Here is a 21280-nt window from a genome sequence, read left to right as displayed (position 1 = left end):
TCGCACCAGCTTAGGCCCGGGCGACCCGCGGACGCCCACCCGTGCGCGGCGATGCGACACGTGCGGGCCGGTGATGCAGGATGGAGGGGTGTTGAGATGGATGCGCGTCGTGATCGCCCTGTGCCTCACCCTGGTGCTGGGGGTGTCGACGGTGCTGGGCGAGCACCTCTTCAAACCGTCCTTGGCGTTCGCGCCGGGGGCTGCGCTCGTCATGCTCGTGTTCGCCTACGGGTGGCCCCGGCTCACGGATTCTCCGCAGCCGCGCGCCACCTCGATCATGCTGGCGGTCTTGGGCGGTGCGGGCCTGTCCGCGACGGTGCTGGCGGAGGCGGAGCCGTTCCTCGAGTGGCTGCCCACGCTCGTGGGCATCGGCCTGCTGTGGGCGTTCGTCCAGAACCTCTCCCGCGGGATGGGCGCGACGCACGCGACCGCGAACGTAGCCGCGCAGGTGGCGGGAGTGGCCATCATCCTGTCCGCGGCGACCTGGATCGCGACGTTCCGTCTGACGCCGGACCACGGCACGATCCTCGCCGGTCTCGTCGCCGTCGTCCTGGCGCTCGCCGCGACGGCGCTGCCGTGGCCGGCGCGCTACACCTCGCCGCTGGCGATCGCGGCCGGAGCAGTGGGCGGACTCATCGTCGCGCTCCTGCTGGGCGACCTCGCCTCCGGCCTCGTGCTGGCAGGCGTGCTGGGCGCGATCATGGGCGTGCTGGCGGCGGCGGTCGACCGGCTGCTGGGCCTCGTCGCCCAGTCGAAGTACCAGGCGCAGGCGCTGTCGGACTCGACCCGGCGCGACAAGGCCCGGCTCTTCGCGGTGCACGCCTCGCTGGGGGCGGCGCCCATCGCGCTGGGCGGCGTCATCGTCTACGTCCTCACCCGCGTCGCCGGCATCTGAGCCGCCTGCATGTCTGTGAGATCCCTGGGTTAGACTGCCGCCCATGGAGAACTACACCGGACTCGTCCTCTTCTTCGAGGCGCTCGTCGCCCTGGCCGCTCTGGGTGCCCTGGGCGTGGGCGTCAAGGTCGTCGTCAACCTCTTCAAGGTGAAGCGCTGACCCATGCCCGTCGAGATCCCCGTCGACCTGCAGCCGGAACTCGTCCCGCTCGCCTGGCTCATCGGGGACTGGGAGGGACACGGCGCCGTCGTCTACACGGACGTCCCTGAGCGCCCCATCCGCCAGCACCTCTCCTTCACCCGGGAGGGGAACGCGCCGTACCTGCTCTACACGGGGCGCACGTGGCTGACCGACGGCCCGGCCGGCGAGCCCCACGAACTGCTGGGCGTGGAGACGGGCATCTGGCAGCTGGCGCGCACCCGCGGCGACCATGACACCGGGCCCGGCCTGCTGCCGCCCACCGCGGACTCGCCGTACACCACCGCCGCCGCGGTCGAGGAGCTGCGCACGGAGCGCGACGACTTCGACCTCGAGGTCGCCCTGTCCTATCCGCACGGCCTCATGGAGCACTACGCGGGACGCGTCGCGGGCCCGCGGGTGGACCTCGTCTCCGACGGCGGCGTCAAGACCCCCACCGCACTGGACTACAGCGCCTCCAGCCGCATGTACGGCCTGGTCGAGGGACGCCTCATGTGGGTGTGGGAGATGGCCGCGAACGGCCACGAGGCCGCCGCCCACGTCTCTGCGGACCTCACCCGCACCACTCCGTCCGTCCTGGGCTGACCCCGGCGTGGAGTCCACCCGGATCCTCGCGCGCCCCCACGCGCACGACCCCGGTCCGCCGCCCCGGCGCTGGCCGCGCGTGCTGCTGTCCACCGGCGTGGTCCTCCTGGTCCTGCTGCTGGTCCTCGCCGCGTGCGCCGTCACCGTCTACAACCGGGTCGACCGGCTCACCGCCGCACTGGATGCGACGACGGACAGCGCGGACTCGCTCTTCGACACCCTCCTGGCGGACCCCGCCGCGGCGGACGCGGACCTGACCCGCGTCCGCGACTCGCTGGACGACGCCCAGGAGGAGCTCGCCGCATTCCCGATGCCGCAGCTCGAATGGGTGCCCGGCCTGCGCGACGACATGGACGCGGCCAGCCGGACCCTCGCGGTCGCGGACTCGCTGGTCGACGATGTGGCGCCCACCCTCATCTCCGTCGCGACCGTCGTGGACCTGGAGACCGGGAGCCTGCGGAACCCCGCGGACACCGGCTGGCGCAGCACCTTCGACTCCTTGGGCGACATCGCGACGCAGGGCGCGGACGCGCTCGACTCCCTCTGCACCGCCGCGGACACGCTCGAGGCGATCGACCTCAGCTCCGTCATGGACCCCGTCGCCCGTCCCATCGGGGACCTGTCCGCCTCGATCCGCGAGGCCTGCGACAGCGCCTCGGAATACGGCCCGGTCCTGGGCGCGTTGGACTCGGGAGGAGAGCTGCTGGACGGTTTCGTCGAGCGGATCCGCGACGCGGTCGACGGCGCCCTCAGCAGGCGCCCGGGCTGAGCCGCCTGCACCGACCCACCGACCGATGGAGGAGCCCCCATGAGCACGCCCCCGAACGCCCTGATCTTCCCGCGGTCGTCCGCGGTGTTCGGCCAGGATGAGCGCGCTGGCGAGGTCGCCCACTTCGGCATCCCGCTCAAGGAGCAGCGCCAGCTGGCCGACGGCGCGGCGGTCGCGGACCTGTCCGCCACCCGCGTCTTCCGCTTCACCGGCCCGGACCGGCTCACGTGGCTCAACTCGCTCACCTCGCAGAAGATCGATCAGCTGGCACCGGGGCAGTCGACGGAGACGCTCGTGCTCTCGCCCACCGGCCACATCGAGGGCTGGCTGCGCCTCGTCGACGACGGCGAGGTCCTCTGGGCCCTGTCGGACCTGCGCACGGACGAGGCGATCGGCTTCCTCGACCGCATGCGCTTCATGCTGCGCGTCGAGATCGAGGACATGACCGCCAGCCACCAGGCGGTCGGGTTCGTGGGCGCACCGCCAGCGGACCTCGCGACCACGATCGTGTGGGACGATCCGTGGCCGGCGATCGGTCTGGGCTCCGCCTCGTACGCCGTGGTCGACGCGGGCCAGCAGGCCGCGTCGTCCAGCCACCCGGGCGCCTCGATCGACTTCCGCATCGCCGTCGTCGAACGGGAGGTGCTGCGGGAATGGCGGCACGAGGGCCTCGAGGTCGCCGGTCGTGACGCGTGGGACGCGCTGCGCATCGAGGCGTGGCGGCCGGACGCGCAGGACATCGACCACCGCGCGCTCGTGGGCGAGCTGGACCTGCTGCGCACCGCCGTGCACCTGGCGAAGGGCTGCTACCGCGGCCAGGAGGCCGTCGCCCGCGTCCACAACCTGGGCCAGCCGCCCCGCCGGATCGTGTTCCTCCACCTGGACGGCTCCGGGCACCTCGTCCCGGACGCCGGAGCCGAGGTCCGCGCCGAGGTCCGCGGCCAGCTGCGCGCCGTGGGCCACGTGACCACGTCCGCGCTCCACTGGGAGCTGGGTCCCGTCGCGCTGGCCGTCATCAAGCGGTCCGTCGACCCGGAGGCGACGCTGCACGTCGTGGTCCGCGGGGCGGAGGGGAGCGGCACCCCCGCCGAGGCCGCCCGGACGGACGCTCACGCGGACGCCTCCCAGTCCGGTGAGTCCGCGGACTCCGGCGGTCCCGAGGAATTGGTCGTCGCCGCGCAGGAGCCGATCGTCGTGACGAAGCGCGAGCCGTCCGGCCCGCAGGTGCAGCGCAACCGCGAGGTCGATCAGCGCCGGCGGTGACCGCCGACCGGAGGTGACGCGAGCCGAGTGGTGACAGCGGCCTCGGCGACGGTTAGGTTCGAGGTATGGCACACGGAGCAGTGGGCGGCCCAGGGCTGCCGCAGGAGCGGACGATCAACACGGCGATCCCGGGACCCCGGTCGCAGGAGCTGGAGGCGCGCCGCAGGAAGGCGGTGGCGCCGGGCGTGGGCTCGAGCATGCCGGCCTATGTCGTCGCGGCCGGCGGCGGGATCCTCGAGGACGCGGACGGGAACCGGATCATCGACCTGGGGTCGGGCATCGCGGTCACGACTGTGGGGAACTCGAACGAGCGGGTCGTCGCGCGGGCGCAGGAGCAGCTGGCCGCGTTCACGCACACGTGCTTCATGGTGAACCCGTACGAGTCGTATGTCGAGGTCGCGGAGGCCCTCAACAGGCTGACGCCGGGGGATCACGAGAAGCGGACGGTGCTGCTGAACTCGGGTGCGGAGGCCGTGGAGAACGCGGTCAAGATCGCGCGCGTCCACACGAAGCGCAATGCGGTCGTCGTCTTCGACCACGCGTACCACGGCCGGACCAACCTCACGATGGCGATGACGTCGAAGGCGGCGCCGTACAAGAAGGGGTTCGGGCCGTTCGCGGGCGAGGTGTACCGCGCCCCCATGTCGTACCCGTACCGCGATGACGCGGCGGCCGGGACGAAGGTCAGCGGCGAGGACGCGGCGGCCCGTGCGATCTCGATGATCGACAAGCAGATCGGCGCGGACGACGTCGCGGCGATCGTCATCGAGCCCATCCAGGGCGAGGGTGGCTTCATCGTGCCGGCAGAGGGCTTCCTGCCGGCGCTGGCCGACTACGCGAAGGCCAACGGGATCGTGTTCGTCGCGGACGAGGTGCAGGCCGGCTTCGCGCGGACCGGCGCGATGTTCGCCTCCGAGCACGAGGGGATCGTCCCCGACCTCGTCACGACGGCGAAGGGTCTGGCCGGCGGACTGCCGCTGGCCGCGGTGACCGGGCGTGCGGAGATCATGGACTCCGTGGGCGCGGGCGGCCTGGGCGGCACGTACGGCGGCAACCCCACCGCCGTGGCCGCAGCGCTGGGCGCGATCGAGGCGTACGAGAACGACGGGCTGCTGGAGCGGGCCGTGGAGATCGGCGAGATCATCGTCCGCCGCGTCGAGGCGCTGCAGGCGAAGCACCCGGAGATCGGGCACGCGCGCGGACGCGGTGCGATGCAGGCGATCGAGCTGGTGCAGCGCGATTCGATCGACCCCAACCCGGAGCTCGCGAAGGCGGTCGCGGACCACGCGGCGGCGAACGCCGTGCTGGTGCTGGTGACCGGCACCTTCGGCAACGTGCTGCGGTTCCTGCCCCCGCTCACCATCAGCGACGCGCTGCTGGAGGAGGCGTTCGACGTGCTGGAGAAGGGTTTCGCTCAGGCCCTGGGGTGAGGGCCGTGTACTTCCGGTAGGTCTGGGGATCGTGGACGGTCATCGTCGCGATGAAGTATGCGGGCATCGGCGGGCTCCTTCGATTCCGTGGGGGATGCGAGACTGACGCTCACACGGTGGATGAGAGGACGGTCACATGGATGTGAAGAGTGGGAACGACGAGACCCTGGCCGCCTGTGCCGCGCGGATCGCGGGGGCGTACTCACGCGGCGAGTCGATCGCCCCGCTCACGGACGAGCACCCGGACATGACGGTCGCGGACGCCTACGCGATCGCCGACCTGGTCCGACAGGAGCGCGAGGCTGCGGGCGAGCGGGTGATCGGCTGGAAGATCGGATTCACGAACCGCACGATCTGGGACCAGTACGGGGTCCGCGCTCCGATCTGGGGGCCGATGTACGACACGACGACGCGGCCGCTCGCTCAGCCGGTCGACGATCTGCGTGCGGGGGAGTGGGCGCTCGCCGGACTGACGGAACCGCAGATCGAGGCGGAGATCGCGTTCCGCTTCTCCGCGGTCCCGCGGGTGGGTGCCGACGAGCGCGCGCTGCTCGATGTGATCGACGGGATCAGTCATTCCTTCGAGATCGTGCGGTGCCCGTACCCCGGGTGGTCGTTCCGGCCGGTCGACACGATGGCGGCGGCCGGGCTGCACGGCGGATTGGCGACCGGGGCGTGGTTCGCGGTGGGTGAGGCGGACCGGGACGAGTGGGCGCGGGCGCTGACCGACTTCAGCATCACGATCCGCAGCGACGACGGGGTGGAAGGCTCCGGTCGCGGGGAGAACGTGCTGGGTGGACCGCTGTCGGCCCTGCGGCACTTCGTCGAGGAGAGCGCGCGGGTGCACGGCGATGTGATCGTGCGGCCCGGTGACATCGTCACGACCGGCACCGTCCCCCGTGCGTACCCGATCCGCACGGGCCAGCGCTGGGAGACCCAGGTCCACGGTCTGCCGCTGCCCGGCCTCTCACTGCACGCCGTCTGACCCCGACGTACTGGAGTGTCGGGCCGCGTCAGTCCGTGATCGGTCGGCGCGCGTAGAGGGCCGCGAGGATCGCACCGGACACGTTGTGCCACACGGAGAAGACCGCACCGGGAAGCGCGGCGGTCGGCTCGCTGGGGAAGTGGGTCGCGGCCAGTGAGGACGCCAGTCCGGAGTTCTGCAGTCCCACCTCGAAGGACAGAGCCCGACGTTCCGCCGTTCTGAGGCCTGCGAGGCGGGCGGCGACGTAGCCCAGCGTGAGTCCCACTCCGTTGTGCAGGATGACCGCGACGAACACCAGGGCGCCTGCGGTCATGAGCGAACCGGCGGAACCGGCGACCACGACCGCCACGACGTAGGCGATGGCGATGGTCGACAGCCACGGGAGGACGGGCCCCAGCAGATCGATGAGGCGCGAGAAGAGCGCGCGCACGACGACTCCGGCGATGACGGGGACGAGCACGGTCTGCACGATCGACAGCATCATGGCGCCTGCGGAGACGTCCATGTAGGACCCGGCCAGCCAGAGCGTGAGCACGGGAGTGAGGAGCGGTGCCAGCAGGGTCGACACGGTCGTGACGGAGACGGACAGGGCGACATCGCCCTTCGCCAGGTACGTGACGACGTTCGACGCGGTACCGCCCGGGGCGCAGCCCACGAGGATCACGCCGATCGCCAAGGCGGGCGGCAGCCCCAGCAGCTGCGCGATGGCCCAGCCCGCCACAGGCATGACGATGAACTGGCTGCCGGTGCCCAGCGCGACGACCCAGGGGCGCTTGGCGATGCGTGCGAAGTCCGGCAGGGTGAGCGTGACACCCATGAAGAACATGATGACGCCCAGTCCCCACGGGATGGTGGGGGCGAGTGCGCTGATCGAGTCGCTCCCCAGGAACCCGATCACTCCTCCGGCGATGACGAGGAGCGGGAAGATCGTGACGGCGATCCGCGCATTGCGCTCCGTGCGACGCTGTGCGACAGGATCGTGCGGTCCGGTCTGCCCGATCTCCTTCGCTGCGCTGGTGCGCGTGTCCGGGTGCTCATCCTCCACTGTCCACTCCTCCGTCGTCACTGTCGCGCACGCGAGTGCCGTGCGTGCGCACAGGCTATCCCCCCCACGCAGGCGGCTGGCGGCCGATTCCGGCAGGCGGTCCGGTCTGTGCGCGGGTGAGGGTCGCGCCGCTGATGGGATGATCCAGCGCGACCGGCACGTTCACCCAGGTATGACGACTTCACCGGCGCTCTCGATCCTCGACCTCATCCCCGTCAGACGGGGGCAGACCACCGGCCAGGCCCTTGCGGCATCGAAGGAGCTGGTGGAGACCGCTGACCGGTTCGGGTTCCACCGCTACTGGGTGGCCGAGCACCACAACATGCCCGCCGTCGCCTCGACGTCGCCGGCGCTCGAGCTCATGCACCTGGGCCAGCGCACCACCCGTATCCGCCTGGGCTCCGGCGGCGTCATGCTGCCCAACCACGCCCCGCTGGCGGTCGCGGAGCAGTTCGCACTGCTGTCCGCGGTCTACGGCGACCGGATCGATCTGGGGATCGGGCGCGCACCGGGCACGGACCCCTACACGTCCGCCGCGATGCGCGGGCACCTGGGCGAAGGGCGCATGGTCGACCTCCAGGGGAACCCGATCGACCCGGTCGAGCAGTTCCCGCAGCACATCATGGACATCCTCGCGCTGCTCACCCCCGCCGGTGCCACCTTCCCGGTGCGCACGGGCCAGCACACCCTGCACGCCTCTCCGCGCGTCGACGACTCGGCACAGGTGTGGCTGCTGGGATCCAGTGGCTACTCCGCGCAGCTGGCGGCCGCGCTGGGTCTGCCCTACGTCTTCGCCAACCACTTCGCCGGTCGCGGCACCGCCGCCGCGATCCAGCTGTACCGGGACTCCTTCGAGCCGTCGCAGCACGGCGACGAGCCGCGGACCTTCGTGACCGTCAACGCGGCGGTGGGGTCGACCGCCCAGGAGGCGTGGGACCTCGTGCAGCCGCACGTCTATCAGATGGGCCAGCTGCGCCTGGGCACCCCGCTCGAGGCGCAGCGCCTGGTGGGCGAGGACGTCGAGTCCGTCCTGACCGACGGCCACCGCAGGGTGGGCGAGTCTATGTGGGACTCGTGGGCCGTGGGCACCGCAACCCAGGTCGCGGACCGCCTGCGTGAGATCGCACAGGAGTTCGGGGTGGACGAGATCATGGTCCACCCGATCGCGGGTGCCCGCCCGGATGATCCGCTGGACACCCAGCCGGCGCGCGTCGACACGGTCGAGGCGCTCGCCCAGGAGTTCGGGCTCGAGCGCAGCTGATCCGCAGACTCGCTGGCCACGCTCGCGTCTTCGAGGTGCACGCAGCCGGCCCGCACGCGCGTGCGAGTTCTCAGGCCCGTGCATGCACCTCAACGGTTCTCCCGCCCTCCCCGAGGTTTACGCAGCGCGCGGTCAGCCGTTACCCTCGAGGGTGAAACGGTGTCTTCCCCCATGCACCGGGACCTGCCGCACTGCGGCCGGTGCTGACCGAAAAGAGAATCCTGTGAATGCGAAAGCACTCCTGCCCATCATCGGGCTGTGCATGAGCGCGCTCATCGCACAGCCCGCCCTCGCCGCCCCGGACATGTCCGGAGGCACGGACGACGGCGTCGCTCTGCGCGCTCAGTCGGACGGCAAGCTCTCGAAGGGCGACACGGCCTACGTCGCGGTGACCGCAGCGACGGTGTGGACGTCCCCGGACTCACCGCGGTCGATCGACGCCCCTGCCACGAAGGCGCCCGTCGATCTGGCCGCCTGGAACCGTGCGCTGTCCAAGACCTCCGACCGCCGAGGCCTCACTGGACTCGTGCAGACACAGGCGCCCTACGGCGCCGAGGTCACGGTCCTCGCCACCCAGGGGAAGTGGGCCAAGGTCGCGGTCGCGGATCAGTCCACCCCCAAGGAGAAGCGCGGCTACCCCGGCTGGGTGCCGAAGTCCCAGCTCGTCGAGAACGACCGCTTCACGGAGTTCCTGGACGACCACCCCACCGCCGTCGTCACCGCCAAGACCGCGAAGCTGGAGCACGTCCAGTACGCGGAGCTGCCCGGAGACGAGACCCCCCGGGCGACGATCAACGTCGCACTTCCCCTCATCGCCCAGGACGTCGACGACGTCCGGGTCGCACTGCCCGGCGGCGGTGCCGCGTGGATCGACTACGACGACGTGCGCATCGAGGACTCGGAGCACGGCTTCACCGTCGACAAGCCCTCGCGGTCCGACATCGTGAAGACGGCCCGCCAGTTCGAGGACCTGCGCTACCTGTGGGGCGGCGTGAGCCCGTACGGCTTCGACTGCTCCGGCTTCACCTACACCGTCTACCGCGCCCACGGCGTCGACCTGGCCCGCGATGCCGGCGACCAGCAGAAGCAGGGCAAGGCCGTCTCCAGCTCCGGCCTCAAGTACGGCGACCTCATCTTCTTCGCGTCCGGCGGCAAGGGACGCGCCCACCACGTGGGCATCTACGTGGGCGACGGGAAGATGATCCACGCTCCCAACGCCTCGAAGTCCGTCGAGATCGTCGACTGGAAGGCCTGGGACTCCGGCAACCAGTTCGTCGAGGCCCGCCGCTACCTCTGACGCGGCCTCAGTCGCGCGGGGCGTCGCGCAGGCGGATGCTCCGCTGCAGGTCGTCCAGGGACTCGATGAGGAGCCGTCGCTGCGCGGCCGGTGCCTCCGGATGCTCCTGCAACCAGGCCTCCGTCCGCGCCACCACGCGCCGGGGCCGTGCCGACCACGACGGGAACAGACCCACGACCAGCCGGCGTGAGATCTCGATGGGGCGCGTCGCCCAGAACGTCTCGAGCTGCTCGAAGTAGTCGTCGACGCGCGCCTCCAGCAGGGGGTGCGGCATGGGCGCCGTGATCCCGCCGATCCGTGCGGACAGATGGTCGTTGCTGAGCGACTCGTCCCGGGTCGCCTCCATCCAGGCGGTGTCGCGCGCGATCGCCAGCGGACGGGCCGCCCGGACCATCGCCGCGTTGACGGCGCCGGATCCGGTCCGGTCCAGGGCGGCCTCGGCGTCGATGTGCTCCGTGTCCGCCCAGCCCAGGATCACGAGCGCCCGCAGCGCCGTCCACCGCAGCGCGTGGTCGACGACCAGGCCGGGTGCGCCCTCCGCGAGCGCATCACCCGGCAGCGTCGCCAGCACGTGCTGGGCGAAGGCCCGCCCGTGCGTGAGCGAACGGTCGGAGCCGCGCGCGCCTGCGGTCCGCGCGGTGAGCGAGAGTGCGAAGCGGGCGAGGCTCAGCTGCCGGTCCGTGCCCGCTTCCGCCTGCGCGAGGGCCTCCAGCACCGTCTCGAGGACCGCGGCGATCGCGTCGATCCGCTCGTCCTCGCGCACCCAGCGGTTGAGGGCCGTCCCCAGCGTCGTCATGACCGAACTCAGGATCCCCGGGTGCTCTTCCGTCGTCAGCACCCCCGAGGCCGCTCGCAGGTACGCGGGCACGGGCATGACCCCGTCGCGCACCGCGTTCGCGAACGACGAGTTCACGATCGCCCGGTCCAGCGGCTCCAGATCGCCCACCCGGGCGACGGCGGTCGCCTCGGAGACCGGGTCCAGCCGGATCTTCGCGTAGTCGCCGTCGCCGTGATTGAGCAGGAGCAGTGCGGGCCCTGGCTCGCCCACCAGTCCGTCGACCGCCGCCGAGGCCCCGGTCACCTCGACCTCCCACGTCCGGCGCAGGCGCAGGCCGCCCTCGTCGACCTCATCGAACGCGGCCAGCACGAGGCGGTGCGGGCGCAGCGTGCCGGGCTCGCCGTCGGGGGCGAAGCCGTCCCGCTGGGTCAGCCGGGCGGAGGTGATGCGCGGGGCGGGGGAGTCCACCGCGGGCGTCTCCCCGGCCTCGGCGTCGTCCGTCTCGATCTCGAGCCGCAGCTCGGAGGTGCCGCGCGTCTGCAGCCAGGCGGCCGCCCACGCGCGCACGTCGCGGTCCGGTGCGGCGGAGTCGAGGGCTGTGAGGAAGTCATCGAGCGTCGCGGTGCCGAACGCGTGGGCCGCGAAGTAGGCGTTCGAGCCGGCGAGGAACGCGTCCTCGCCCACGTAGGCGACGAGCGCCTTGAGGACGCTGGCGCCCTTCGCGTAGGTGATGCCGTCGAAGTTGAGCTTGGCGGCCTCGACGTCAGGGATGTCCGCGACGATCGGGTGCGAGGTGGGGTACTGGTCCTGGCGGTAGGCCCAGTCCTTGCGGCGCAGGGCGAAGCTGACCCATCCGTCCTCGTACGCCGTCGCGCTGGCCAGGGCGTGGCCGCCCATGTAGTCCGCGAAGGACTCCTTGAGCCACAGGTCGTCCCACCACGCCATCGTCACGAGGTCGCCGAACCACATGTGGGCCATCTCGTGGAGGATGGTGGTGGCGCGGGATTCGCGCTCGGCGCGGGTGGCGCGATCGCGGTGGATGTAGGAGTCCGTGAACGTGACGAGGCCCGGATTCTCCATCGCGCCCAGGTTGTACTCCGGCACGAAGATCTGGTCGTACTTCCCCCACGGGTAGGCCTGGTCGAAGATCCCGTGGAAGAAGTCCAGGCCCTGCCCGGTCACGCGCAGGATGTCCTCCGCGTCGACGTGCGCGGCCAGCGACTGCCGCACATGCACGCCCAGCGGGATCGTCTCGCCTGTGCGCGCGACCCGGTGCTCCCCGGTGAACGACGCGTACGGACCGGCGCACACGCACGTGAGGTACGAGGAGACCGGCAGGGTGGGGGCGAACCGGTGCAGGCGGACGGGGCCGTGCTCCGGGCGGGTGCCGGCTTCCCGGGCGGTGAGCGGGGTGACGGACTCCGCCGCCGTGTTGTTCAGGACCGTCCACTCCGCCGGGGCCAGGACCTGGAAGACGTAGCGCGCCTTGAGGTCCGGCTGGTCGAAGACCGCGGCGACGCGGCGGGCGTCCGTGGGCTCGTACTGGGTGTAGAGGTAGGTGAGGCCGTCCGCGGGATCCGTGAAGCGGTGCATGCCCTCGCCGGAGCGGGAGTACGCGGCGTCCGCGACGACGATGAGGCGGTTGGCGCCTTCGCGCACGTCGAAGCGGATCCTCGCTCCGTCGAACACCTGTGCGGGGTCCAGGTCCTCCCCGTTGAGGGTGACGACGTGGACCCGCGGCGCGATGAGGTCGATGAACGTGGAGCCGTCCGTGCGCGCCGTCAGATCGATGACCGTGCGACTGCCGAACACGGCGACCTGCGGATCCGCGGCACCGGAGAGGTCGAGGTCGACGGCGTAGCCATCGACGCTCAGCAGCGCGCTGCGCTCCCGGGCCTCCGCGCGCGTCAGGTTGGTGGTGCGCGGCGCGCGGGGCGCTGGCGCTGCGGTCTGCGGGGTCGCGGCCTGCGTCACTGCGGCCTCTCGTTCCTCGTCGTGGCCCATTCCGTCAGCATGTCACAGGCGGGTGGGGAGTGGCGACGGGGGCTTCGCCGGTGGCCCGTCCCGGCCCGCAGGGGAGGGGCATCCGTCCACGCCCAGCCCATTCCACAGCGGGGTCGATAGAGTTGTCGTGTGGCTGACGGCGGGCGGATGCGCAGGTGGACGGCGACGACGGGACTGGTCGTCCGCAACCGCGCGCGCATGGGCGCCCGTCGGCTGCGCCTCAACTTCGGCCAGGTCCTCCAGCTGACGGTCGCGGCCACGTTCGCCTACGGCTTCTGCGTCTACGTCCTGGGTCACCAGATGCCGTTCTTCGCCGCCGTCGCCGCCGTCGTGGGGATCGGCCCCATGCTGGACCGGCGTCTGCGCCGGTCGATGGAGATCGGATTCGGCGCGGTGCTGGGCGTGCTCTTCGGCGAGCTGTTCGTGCACGTCTTCGGCGGGGGTCTGTGGCAGCTGAGCGTCATGCTGTTCCTGGCGGTCTGCCTGGGCATGGTCATGAACTCCGGCGCGATCTTCGTGACGCAGCTGGGCATCCAGTCCATCTACATCGTGACCGTCCCCGTCGCGATGACGGACGGCGCCTTCTCCCGCACGATCGATGCGACGGTGGGTGCGTCGACCGCGGTGCTGCTGGCGTTCATCACGCCCTCCGACGCCCGCAAGCGGCCCCGCAACCAGGCCGCGAACCTCCTCGAGGAGATCGCGCTGCTGCTGCGCGAGACCGGCGATGCGCTGCGGCGGTCCGACCCGCAGGCCGCCCGCCGCGCGCTGGCCCGGGCGCGCGACTCCCAGCAGTACGTCGACTCCTGGCGGGCCGCGCTGCGCATCGCGGAGGAGGCCGCCCGCATCAACGCCCGCTCCCGCCGCTACGTGGCGGAGGTGACCCGCCTGGCCCGCGCCTGCGAGTTCGCTGACCGCTCGATGCGCATGCTGCGGGTGGTTCTGCGCCGGGCCGTGTCCGTGTCGGAGAACGGCCCCTCCGATCCGCTGCTGGCCGAGTCCGCGTATCAGATGGCGGAGGCCGCGGACCTCCTGCGCGCAGCCCTGCGCGAGGGGCGAGACCGCATCGAGGCGGAGCGGAAGCTCACCGGAGTCGCCCGCACCCTGCGGCCCACCATCGCCATGCATGAGGACATCGAGCAGACGACGATGCTGCTGCTCCTGCGCCCCCTGGTCGTCGACCTCCTGCAGGCCGCCGGCGCGTCGAACGACGAGGCGCAGGCCGCGCTGCCCACCCTCGAGGTCGAGCCGGAGACCGGCGCGCTGCGGTACGTCGAGGAGGCGGACGACGCCGCCGAGGCTGCAGCCGGCTCCGCAGGAGGAGGCGCCTCCGCGGACGAGCCCGCCTCGACGGACGGGCCCGGGGCCGCGGGAGCGGAGGACGCGGACGCCCGGGAGGACCGGCGGGATCCCGGCGGGGTCTGAGTCAGCTCGATTCGACGACGCAGAGGTACATGGTGCCGGGCGCCAGGGCCTCGTAGATGTGGAGGGTGTCGCCCGGATGGCGGATGTAGTCGCCGGGGGCGGCATCGATCGGCTCGCCGTCGACGGTGAGGCGGAGTGCGCCGGTGGAGATGACGAGGTGCTCGATCGTGCCGGAGGGGTGCGGCTGCGCGACGCGCGGGGCGCCGGGCTCCTGGTGGATGAGGTAGATGTCCCGGCGCGCGTGCGGGGGGCACGCGCTCAGGAGCGCGGCGGAGTAGTCCGCGGCCGACGACGGCAGGTCCATCGCCTCGCCCCGACGGATGACGGAGACTTGCGGGCGGTCCGGGTCCAGCAGCTGTGACAGCTGGACGTCCAGTGCGGTCGCCAGTGCCCACAGCGTCTCGACGCTGGGATTGCCGCTGCCGCCCTCCAGCTGCGACAGCGTCGACTTGCCGATCCCGGCCCGCTTCGCGGTCTCCGACAGGCTCAGTCCGCGGCGCTCGCGCTCACGGCGCAGCGCATGCGCCAGGCGGTCCATGGGGGAGCCCGGTGCGGGGCCGTCGGAGGGTGCGGGATCCGGTCCGGTGTCCATACGACGCATTCTACCGTTCGTTCGTCATATGGTCTAAGTGTTCGCTTGACGGAACGTGCGGGTGCTGGGCACCATGATTCTCATGCACGCACTGAGAGGCATCCCCGGGCCCGTCTGGCGGGACGCGATCGTCATGAATGTGATGATCCTGCTGGTCGGGCTGTCCTACGGTGCCATCTCGCAGACAGCGGGCTTCCCCCTGTGGCAGACGGTGCTGCTGGCGGCGGTGGCGACCGGCGGTGCCGCGGAGCTCACGTTCGTGGGCGTCATCGCGGCCGGCGGCCTGCCCGTCTTCGCGGTGCTGGGCGGTCTGCTGGTGAATGCGCGCAACTTCGCGTTCGGCCTGAGCATCGGCCAGTACGCGCCGTCCGGCTGGCGCACCTACCTGGCCGCGCACCTGGCCAACGACGAGGCGACCGCGTTCGGTCGGGCCGGACGCAACGACCGTGAGAAGTGGTCGCGATTCACGATCTCCGCCATCCTCCTCTTCATCGCATGGGTGGGAGGCGCCGCGCTGGGACAGCTGCTGGGCACCGTCCTGGACGCGAACATGCTGGGGCTCGACACGGCCCTGCCGATCCTGCTGTTCTGCCTGGTCGTGGGGGACATGCGGAACCGGTTCCTGGGTGCGACCGCGGCGGCCGGCGCGATCATCGCGCTCGCCCTCACCCCGGTGGCACCGCTGGGACTGGCGTCCGTGGGCGCCCTGCTCGCACTGCTGCCGGCGGCCGGCATCCTGCGCCTGCGGCGGCGAAGGGCGGATTCACCGGATCCGGTCACGTCGGACACCGGGGACGCGCACGCAGGCGGTGCGGCCTCGGGATCGGGATTCACCGGGACCACGGGACGGGAGGGCTGACATGGAGACGATCCCCTTCCTCCTCGCGCTGACGGGACTGGCCGGCGGCACGTATGCGATGCGTCTGCTGGGAGTCCGGCTGGGCGCCCGCGCCCGGGCCGGCGGCGAGACGGACCAGGCGCCGTCGCCGGCGCGCGTCTGGATGGACCGCGCCGTCGTCGTCCTCATCCTCGCGGTGGCCGTGACCGGCGGCTTCTTCGATGGTCAGGAGGTCGCGGACGCCGGCAAGGTGCTGGGGGTGGCGGCCGGGATGACCGCCGGCATCCTCAAAGTGCCCATGCTCCTCTGCGTCGTGCTGGGCATGGTCGTGTGCGCGGTCATCCGCGCGACCGGCTTCGGCTGGTGAGCGCACTCTGATCGTCGCGGGCTGAGGGGGCCGCTCAGACTCAGCCGGTAGGCTGATCGCATGCAGGCCCTCGGCTCGATCCAGAGCACCATCTTCCTCCTCCTCGTCACGGCGATCTTCGTGTTCGCCGTGGTCGCGCTGATCTCGTCGCTGCTCTACTCGGACGAGATGTACCGCGCAGCGGACAAACGGACGAAGAAGTTCTGGTCGCTCATGCTGGGCGGCGCGGTGCTCGTGAGCTTCCTGGGCCTGCCGCCCCTCAACGCGATGCCCATGTTCATCACGATCATCGCCTTCGTCGCGACCGCCGTCTACTGGCTGGACGCCCGCCCCGCCCTGCGCCGGGTGGACCCGCGCCGCCGGAAGCGCTGAGCCTCCCGCTTGCGTCCCACCGGTGGGAAGCAGTGGGACGTTCGCTGACTACGCTGGGGGACCATGACGGACCGCTCATCAGATGCTGTGCACGGGACGTCCGCGCGCCCCACCACCCCGCAGGCTCCCGACCGCAATCGCCCCGGCGCAGACACGGACTGGATCTCCCGCTTCGGCACCGGTGACCCGGTCACCCTTTTCGCCCACGGCTTCTCCGGACAGATCCGCGACACCCGCCCGTTCGCCGCGGGCATCGACGGCACCCGCGCGCTCGTGCACCTGGGTGGGCACGGCGGCCGTCCGTCGCCCGGTCCCGGCTGGGACTACGGCACGATCGCCGCGCAGCTGTCCCAGGCACTCGCCGCCACGCAGGCCACGCGCGCACTGGGGGTCTCGATGAGCGCGGGCGGTCTGGCCCGGCTCCTCACCCAGCGCGACCCGCACGCGACCGCGCTGCAGAAGGTCGCCTTCGTCCTCCCGGCCTCGTGGAGCGGCTTCTCGCCGGCTCTGTCCGACGCGATCGACGAGGGCGTCGCCCAGGTGCGCGCCCTCCTGGAGGCCCGCGACCGCGCCGGCCTCATCACGTATCTCCTCTCCCGCGAGCCGGCCGAAGTCCAGGCCCTCGAGCCCGCTCGCGCCTGGGCCGCGCAGAAGGTCGACGCCCTCCTCACGACGGACATGTCCGACGGGGTGGGCCTGGCGCAGCAGATCGCCGTCGACCACCCCCAGGCCGCCGCCGCCTTCGCCGGTGACGTCCTCGTCCTCACCCACGAGGACGACCCCTCCCACCCCGTCGAGGTCGCCCGCGACTACGCCGCCGCGTTCCCGCACGCGCAGCTGGAGATCCTGCCGCCCGGTTCGATCCTGTGGCGCGGCCGCACGCGCATCCGCGCGATCCTCACGTCCTTCTTCAACGACTGACGGCACCCGTGCACCGCCGCATCCTCCTCGACACGAGCGTCCTCGCCCCCGAACCGCTCTGGCTCTGGACCCTCGCCCTCACCGACGGCATCCCCGCAGCGCAGCGCCCGCAGCTGCTCGTGACCGACGGCGTCGCCCGCGAGCTGCGCCACGCCCTGCGCCGCGTCGACCCCCGCCTGGACCGCCGGCGCGCGGACCTCGCGGCCCGCCTGCGACTCGACTCCCTCACCGTCGCCGAGGCCGCGGCCGGGCCGTCAGCCCCACCCGCCTCCCAGCGTCCCCGGGTCCTCGACCCGGGCGACGCGTTCCTCGATGCGGACGCGCTGCGGCTGGGCGTGGGGGCGCTCGTGACGGATGACGTCCACGCTTTCGCTCCGCTCACGGACGAGGAGCGGGGCTATGAGATCCAGACGGCGGACGAGTTCCTCTGCGCCGTGACGGGCGACCACGTCCTCGACCTCGTCGAGGCGCACGAGCGGTACCGGGTGCTCCTCGCGCGCACCGCGGACGCGCTGGGCCTCGACCAGGTTCCCGGTTCTGCCAGCCACCGCCTCCGCCGATCGCGCGCCCGCCGCTTCGCGACCCGCCTCGTCCGCGCACAGCGCCGTGCCTGACGCTCGCACGCCATCGCTCAGAGCGGTTCCCACGCACGCGCCCCGACACCGCCCCTCCACCTGTCCGACACCCGGATAGACTCCGGGCGTGCGCATCGTCCTCCTCTCCCTCCACACCTCGCCCGCGGCGCAGCCCGGCACGGGGGACGCCGGCGGGCTCAACGTCTACGTGTCGCACACCGCCGCGCACCTCGTCCGCGCCGGACACGCGGTCGACATCATCACCGCGGACCCGGCCGCGGACTGCAACGCCGCCGTCGACCTGGACGAGGGCGTCCGCCTCCACATCCTCGCCGTCGATGCGACGACCAAGGACGAGATGGGCGAGGAGGCCGGCGCCATCGCCCGGCGGATCGCGGCAGACCCGGAGCTCGCCCCCCTGCTGCGCGGCGCGGACGTCGTGTGGGCCCACTACTGGGTGTCGGGCCTGGTCGCCTGCGACCTGCGCGCACTCGCCCGCACGGCGCCCGCTCCCGGCCCGGTGCCACCGTACGGATCCGCACGGCAGTCCGGTCCCGCCCTCGCGATGTCGTTCCACACGATCGCTGCGGTCAAGGACCGGGACCTGGGGGATGCCCGCGAACCCGCCCTCCGCCTGGACGCGGAGCTCCGCATCGCCCGCGAGGCCGACCTCCTCGTCGCCAACACCGCCTCCGAGGCGGCGGACATGCGGGATCTCCTCCACGCGGACCCCGCCCGCATCCGCGTCGTCCCGCCCGGCGTCGACACGGCCACCTTCCGGCCCGGCCCGCTGCAGGACGCGCGCCGTGCCGTCGGGGTGGAGTCCGCCGACCTCCTCGTCCTGGGGGTCGGTCGCATGCAGCACGTCAAGGGCACGGACATCCTCCTCGAGGCACTCGCGCAGCTCGCCACGACCGAGCCCGTCCTCGCTGCCCGGACACGCGTCGTCATGCTGGGCGGAGCCTCGGGCGAAGCGGACGCGACGCGACTGCAGGAGCGGGCCGCGGCCTCGGCGGCGGGGGGTCTCATCGAGTTCCGGGACCCGGTCCCGGCGTCCGTGCTGGCAGACTGGTACCGGGCCGCGGACCTCGTCGTCGTACCGTCCCGGTCCGAATCCTTCGGATTCGTGGCCGCCGAGGCCGTCGCCAGCGGCACGCCCGTCCTCGCCTCCCAGGTGGGCGGGCTGGCCCACATCGTGCGGCCGGGGGTCTCCGGCGTGCTGGTCGCGGACCGCAGTCCCTACACGTGGGCGGGGGCGATCGCGGCACTCCTGGCGGACCCGGGGCTGCGATCGCGGCTGGCGGTCGGGGCGACCCGGATGCGCGACGAACTCAGCTGGGAGACAGCGGAGGCTGGCATGCTGGGCGTGCTCACGGAACTGGCCGCCGCCGGCACGCGGGGCACGACGGACAGCCGGGGCGCGACGGAGAGGAGTGACGCATGAGCGAGGCAGTCATCGATCTGGTCCGCCGGTGGGCGGCGGAGAACGAGGTGGAACTCGAGTCGGTCAGCGAGTCGCAGGCCGTCGTCATCCTGCCGGGGGAGAAGAAGCTCAAGACGAACGTCTCGATCCGGGAGACCGCGCACACGATCGACTTCCAGGCGTTCGTCGTGCGGCGGCCGGACGAGAACCGCGAGCGCTTCTTCCAGTGGCTGCTCCAGCAGAACGGTCGACTGGGCGGGCTGTCGTTCTCCGTCGACCGCTACGACGACGTGTACCTGAACGCGAGCCTGCCGCCGCAGGCCTTCGCGGGGGAGGACGCGGACGACGTGCTGGACTCCTACCTGGGCCGGTTCCTCGCGATCGCGGACCGGTCGTTCAACGATCTGCTGGCACTGGGCTTCCTCACGAGCATGAAGCGGGAGTGGGCGTGGCGGATCGCCCGCGGCGAATCGACCCGCAACCTCGAGGCGTTCGAGCATCTGGTCGCCGGTGACGGCAACGAGTTCATCGGGACGTTCACGGACCTGGACGAGGAGCCGGAGAGCACCTGACGGGGGCGGAGCGGACGCCTGCTGGACCGCTCCGCGGACGCGCGGTGAGATGATGCGCGGGCTCGTGCCAGAATGAGAGCCATGACGTACAACCTTGTGCTGCTCCGCCACGGGGAGAGCGAATGGAACCAGAAGAACCTCTTCACCGGTTGGGTGGATGTCCCGCTCACGGAGAAGGGCCGCGGCGAGGGTGTGCGTGCAGGTGCGCTGCTGCGTGAGCACGACCTGCTGCCGGACGTCCTGCACACCTCGCTGCTCAAGCGCGCGATCCTCACCGCGCAGATCACGCTCGAGGCCGCGGACCGCTCCTGGATCCCCACGACCCGGTCGTGGCGCCTGAACGAGCGCCACTACGGCGCACTGCAGGGGAAGGACAAGAAGGAGATCCGCGACGAGTTCGGCGAGGACCAGTTCATGGAGTGGCGCCGCTCCTTCAGCACCCCGCCCCCGCCGCTGGACGACTCCTCCGAGTGGTCGCAGGCCGCCGAGCAGCGCTACGCCAACCTGGGCGCCGCCCTGCCGCGCACGGAGTGCCTGGCGGACGTCATCGTGCGCCTCCTGCCGTACTGGTACGACGCGATCGTCCCGGACCTGCAGCGCGGCCGCACCGTGCTGGTCGCCGCGCACGGCAACTCGCTGCGCGCCCTCATCAAGCACCTCGAAGGCATCTCCGACGACGAGATCACCGGGCTCAACGTCCCCACCGGCATCCCGCTGCACTACGAGCTGGACGAGTCCCTGACCCCCGTGGGCGGGAAGGGCCGCTACCTGGACCCCGAGGCCGCGGAGGCCGCGATCGGCGCGGTCGCCAACCAGGGGCGCTGAGTCCCCGGTTCCACCAGTCGGCACCGCCGGCCGGGATCGCAGACCGACGCACCTGACCGACCTCACGCAGAAGCCCGCTCCCGGAACATCCGGGAGCGGGCTTCTGTCTGGTGCCGTCGTGCCGGGCGCAGCCGGAGCGGGCGCCGGTCGGGCAGGCCTGATCATTCGGTGCCGGGGATGAGCTCCGACGTCCACGACCCGGTCAGCAGGTACTCGATGCGCTGAGCGATCGAGACCGCGTGGTCGCCGAAGCGCTCGAGGTAACGGGAGAGCAGCGTGACGTCCGCGACCTGTGACGGGCTCAGGCTGGAGCCTGCGATCTTCGTGAAGACCGCCAGGTGGAGGGTGTCGAGCGTCTCGTCCAGGTCGTCGATCGTGGGGACCGCGTCGAGGCCGGGCTCGGAGACGAGCTCCTGGATCGCGTGCGCGATGCGCACGGCCGCCGTCGTCATGTCCTTGAGGATCTGGCGGAAGTCGTCCGGGACGGCCGACTCCGGGAAGCGGATCCGCACCTGCTGGGACACGTGGCGGGCCAGATCGCCCATCCGCTCGATCGAGGCGCTCATCCGCAGGGTCGCGATGACGACGCGCAGGTCGCGGGCGACGGGGGCCTGGAGCGCCAGGATCTCTGCCGCGGACTTGTCGAGCTCCAGCTGGAGACGGTCGATCTCCACGTCCCCGGCGATGACCTCTTCCGCCAGTTCCAGGTCGTTGGTCCGCAGCGCCTCCTTGGACTTCTCCATCGCGACGCTGACCTTCTGCGTCATCTCGACGAGCATGTCGGCCAGTGAGTCGAGTTCGTTCTGGAAGACTTCGCGCATTCTGGGGTGATCCTTTCCGCATGGTCATCGCGCCGGGT

General features: G+C 71.8%; 21 protein-coding genes. 17 read left to right on the top strand and 4 right to left on the bottom strand.

What is annotated here, in order from left to right; translation table 11 throughout:
- Window positions 1-100: 100 nt before the first annotated feature.
- The 6 genes from HGBR_RS04750 (at window position 101) to HGBR_RS16435 (ending at window position 6126) form a co-directional block, all read left to right on the top strand.
- Window positions 101-895, top strand: a complete 795-nt coding sequence (locus HGBR_RS04750; RefSeq protein WP_019158185.1) for a hypothetical protein — start codon at window positions 101-103, stop codon at window positions 893-895.
- Between the two features lie 163 nt (window positions 896-1058).
- On the top strand, window positions 1059-1679 hold the full coding sequence (locus HGBR_RS04740; RefSeq protein ID WP_019158183.1) for a heme-binding beta-barrel domain-containing protein: 621 nt from the start codon (window positions 1059-1061) through the stop codon (window positions 1677-1679).
- 7 nt (window positions 1680-1686) lie between these two features.
- Window positions 1687-2448 (top strand): hypothetical protein, encoded by a 762-nt coding sequence (locus tag HGBR_RS04735; RefSeq protein WP_019158182.1) that lies wholly within the window; start codon window positions 1687-1689, stop codon window positions 2446-2448.
- A 39-nt stretch (window positions 2449-2487) separates the two neighbouring features.
- Window positions 2488-3711, top strand: a complete 1224-nt coding sequence (gene ygfZ / locus HGBR_RS04730; protein WP_019158181.1) for a CAF17-like 4Fe-4S cluster assembly/insertion protein YgfZ — start codon at window positions 2488-2490, stop codon at window positions 3709-3711.
- A gap of 65 nt (window positions 3712-3776) precedes the next feature.
- Window positions 3777-5141, top strand: coding sequence for a 4-aminobutyrate--2-oxoglutarate transaminase (gabT, locus tag HGBR_RS04725; protein ID WP_040364637.1), 1365 nt, complete (start codon window positions 3777-3779; stop codon window positions 5139-5141).
- A 136-nt stretch (window positions 5142-5277) separates the two neighbouring features.
- Window positions 5278-6126, top strand: coding sequence for a 2-keto-4-pentenoate hydratase (locus HGBR_RS16435; RefSeq protein ID WP_019158179.1), 849 nt, complete (start codon window positions 5278-5280; stop codon window positions 6124-6126).
- 28 nt (window positions 6127-6154) lie between these two features.
- Here the strand turns inward: HGBR_RS16435 and HGBR_RS04715 are convergent, their stop codons facing one another.
- Entirely contained in the window at window positions 6155-7171 is a 1017-nt protein-coding gene (locus HGBR_RS04715; RefSeq protein ID WP_019158178.1) for a bile acid:sodium symporter family protein, read from the bottom strand.
- A gap of 172 nt (window positions 7172-7343) precedes the next feature.
- Between HGBR_RS04715 and HGBR_RS04710 the strand changes: the two genes are divergently transcribed.
- Both HGBR_RS04710 and HGBR_RS04705 read left to right on the top strand, forming a co-directional pair.
- Window positions 7344-8432 carry an LLM class flavin-dependent oxidoreductase gene (locus tag HGBR_RS04710; RefSeq protein ID WP_019158177.1) on the top strand — a complete coding sequence of 363 codons (1089 nt, stop codon included), beginning with the start codon at window positions 7344-7346 and terminating at the stop codon, window positions 8430-8432.
- Between the two features lie 223 nt (window positions 8433-8655).
- The gene (locus HGBR_RS04705) at window positions 8656-9729 is read left to right on the top strand and encodes a C40 family peptidase (RefSeq protein WP_019158176.1); all 1074 of its coding nucleotides are present in this window, start codon (window positions 8656-8658) and stop codon (window positions 9727-9729) included.
- Window positions 9730-9736: 7 nt separating this feature from the next.
- Here HGBR_RS04705 and pepN read toward each other — a convergent pair whose 3' ends face one another.
- Window positions 9737-12511 carry an aminopeptidase N gene (gene pepN, locus HGBR_RS04700; RefSeq protein WP_147522232.1) on the bottom strand — a complete coding sequence of 925 codons (2775 nt, stop codon included), beginning with the start codon at window positions 12509-12511 and terminating at the stop codon, window positions 9737-9739.
- 129 nt (window positions 12512-12640) lie between these two features.
- Here pepN and HGBR_RS04695 point away from each other — a divergent pair, with 129 nt between their 5' ends.
- A complete protein-coding gene (locus HGBR_RS04695) occupies window positions 12641-13936 on the top strand; it encodes an FUSC family protein (RefSeq protein ID WP_245533263.1) in 1296 nt (431 codons plus the stop codon).
- 1 nt (window position 13937) lies between these two features.
- Here the strand turns inward: HGBR_RS04695 and HGBR_RS04690 are convergent, their stop codons facing one another.
- Window positions 13938-14528 (bottom strand): helix-turn-helix domain-containing protein, encoded by a 591-nt coding sequence (locus tag HGBR_RS04690; RefSeq protein WP_019158173.1) that lies wholly within the window; start codon window positions 14526-14528, stop codon window positions 13938-13940.
- A gap of 82 nt (window positions 14529-14610) precedes the next feature.
- Here HGBR_RS04690 and HGBR_RS16430 point away from each other — a divergent pair, with 82 nt between their 5' ends.
- The 8 genes from HGBR_RS16430 to HGBR_RS04650 all read left to right on the top strand — a co-directional run bounded on the left by HGBR_RS16430 (window position 14611) and on the right by HGBR_RS04650 (window position 20421).
- Window positions 14611-15387 carry an AzlC family ABC transporter permease gene (locus HGBR_RS16430; protein WP_161601836.1) on the top strand — a complete coding sequence of 259 codons (777 nt, stop codon included), beginning with the start codon at window positions 14611-14613 and terminating at the stop codon, window positions 15385-15387.
- Window position 15388: 1 nt separating this feature from the next.
- Window positions 15389-15733, top strand: coding sequence for an AzlD domain-containing protein (locus HGBR_RS04680; protein WP_019158171.1), 345 nt, complete (start codon window positions 15389-15391; stop codon window positions 15731-15733).
- Between the two features lie 60 nt (window positions 15734-15793).
- Complete coding sequence (locus HGBR_RS04675) at window positions 15794-16105, top strand: DUF2516 family protein (RefSeq protein ID WP_019158170.1); 312 nt, start codon at window positions 15794-15796, stop codon at window positions 16103-16105.
- A gap of 63 nt (window positions 16106-16168) precedes the next feature.
- On the top strand, window positions 16169-17026 hold the full coding sequence (locus tag HGBR_RS04670) for an alpha/beta fold hydrolase (RefSeq protein ID WP_245533262.1): 858 nt from the start codon (window positions 16169-16171) through the stop codon (window positions 17024-17026).
- A gap of 8 nt (window positions 17027-17034) precedes the next feature.
- Window positions 17035-17640, top strand: a complete 606-nt coding sequence (locus tag HGBR_RS04665) for a hypothetical protein (protein WP_019158168.1) — start codon at window positions 17035-17037, stop codon at window positions 17638-17640.
- An 88-nt stretch (window positions 17641-17728) separates the two neighbouring features.
- Window positions 17729-19045: a glycosyltransferase gene (locus tag HGBR_RS16425; RefSeq protein WP_019158167.1), complete on the top strand. Its 1317-nt coding sequence runs from the start codon at window positions 17729-17731 to the stop codon at window positions 19043-19045.
- Window positions 19042-19596 carry a YbjN domain-containing protein gene (locus tag HGBR_RS04655; protein ID WP_019158166.1) on the top strand — a complete coding sequence of 185 codons (555 nt, stop codon included), beginning with the start codon at window positions 19042-19044 and terminating at the stop codon, window positions 19594-19596. The genes HGBR_RS16425 and HGBR_RS04655 overlap by 4 nt, the downstream gene beginning before the upstream one ends.
- A gap of 81 nt (window positions 19597-19677) precedes the next feature.
- Window positions 19678-20421 (top strand): phosphoglyceromutase, encoded by a 744-nt coding sequence (locus HGBR_RS04650; RefSeq protein ID WP_019158165.1) that lies wholly within the window; start codon window positions 19678-19680, stop codon window positions 20419-20421.
- Between the two features lie 161 nt (window positions 20422-20582).
- On the opposite strand, the gene phoU is transcribed toward HGBR_RS04650, so the two are convergent.
- Window positions 20583-21242: a phosphate signaling complex protein PhoU gene (gene phoU / locus HGBR_RS04645; RefSeq protein ID WP_019158164.1), complete on the bottom strand. Its 660-nt coding sequence runs from the start codon at window positions 21240-21242 to the stop codon at window positions 20583-20585.
- Between the last annotated feature and the right edge of the window lie 38 nt (window positions 21243-21280).

It is taken from the genome of Brevibacterium senegalense, from assembly GCF_000285835.1.
Classification (GTDB): domain Bacteria; phylum Actinomycetota; class Actinomycetes; order Actinomycetales; family Brevibacteriaceae; genus Brevibacterium; species Brevibacterium senegalense.
The sequence above is the reverse complement of the archived record's forward strand: the minus strand, read 5'-3'. Positions and strand labels throughout refer to the sequence as shown.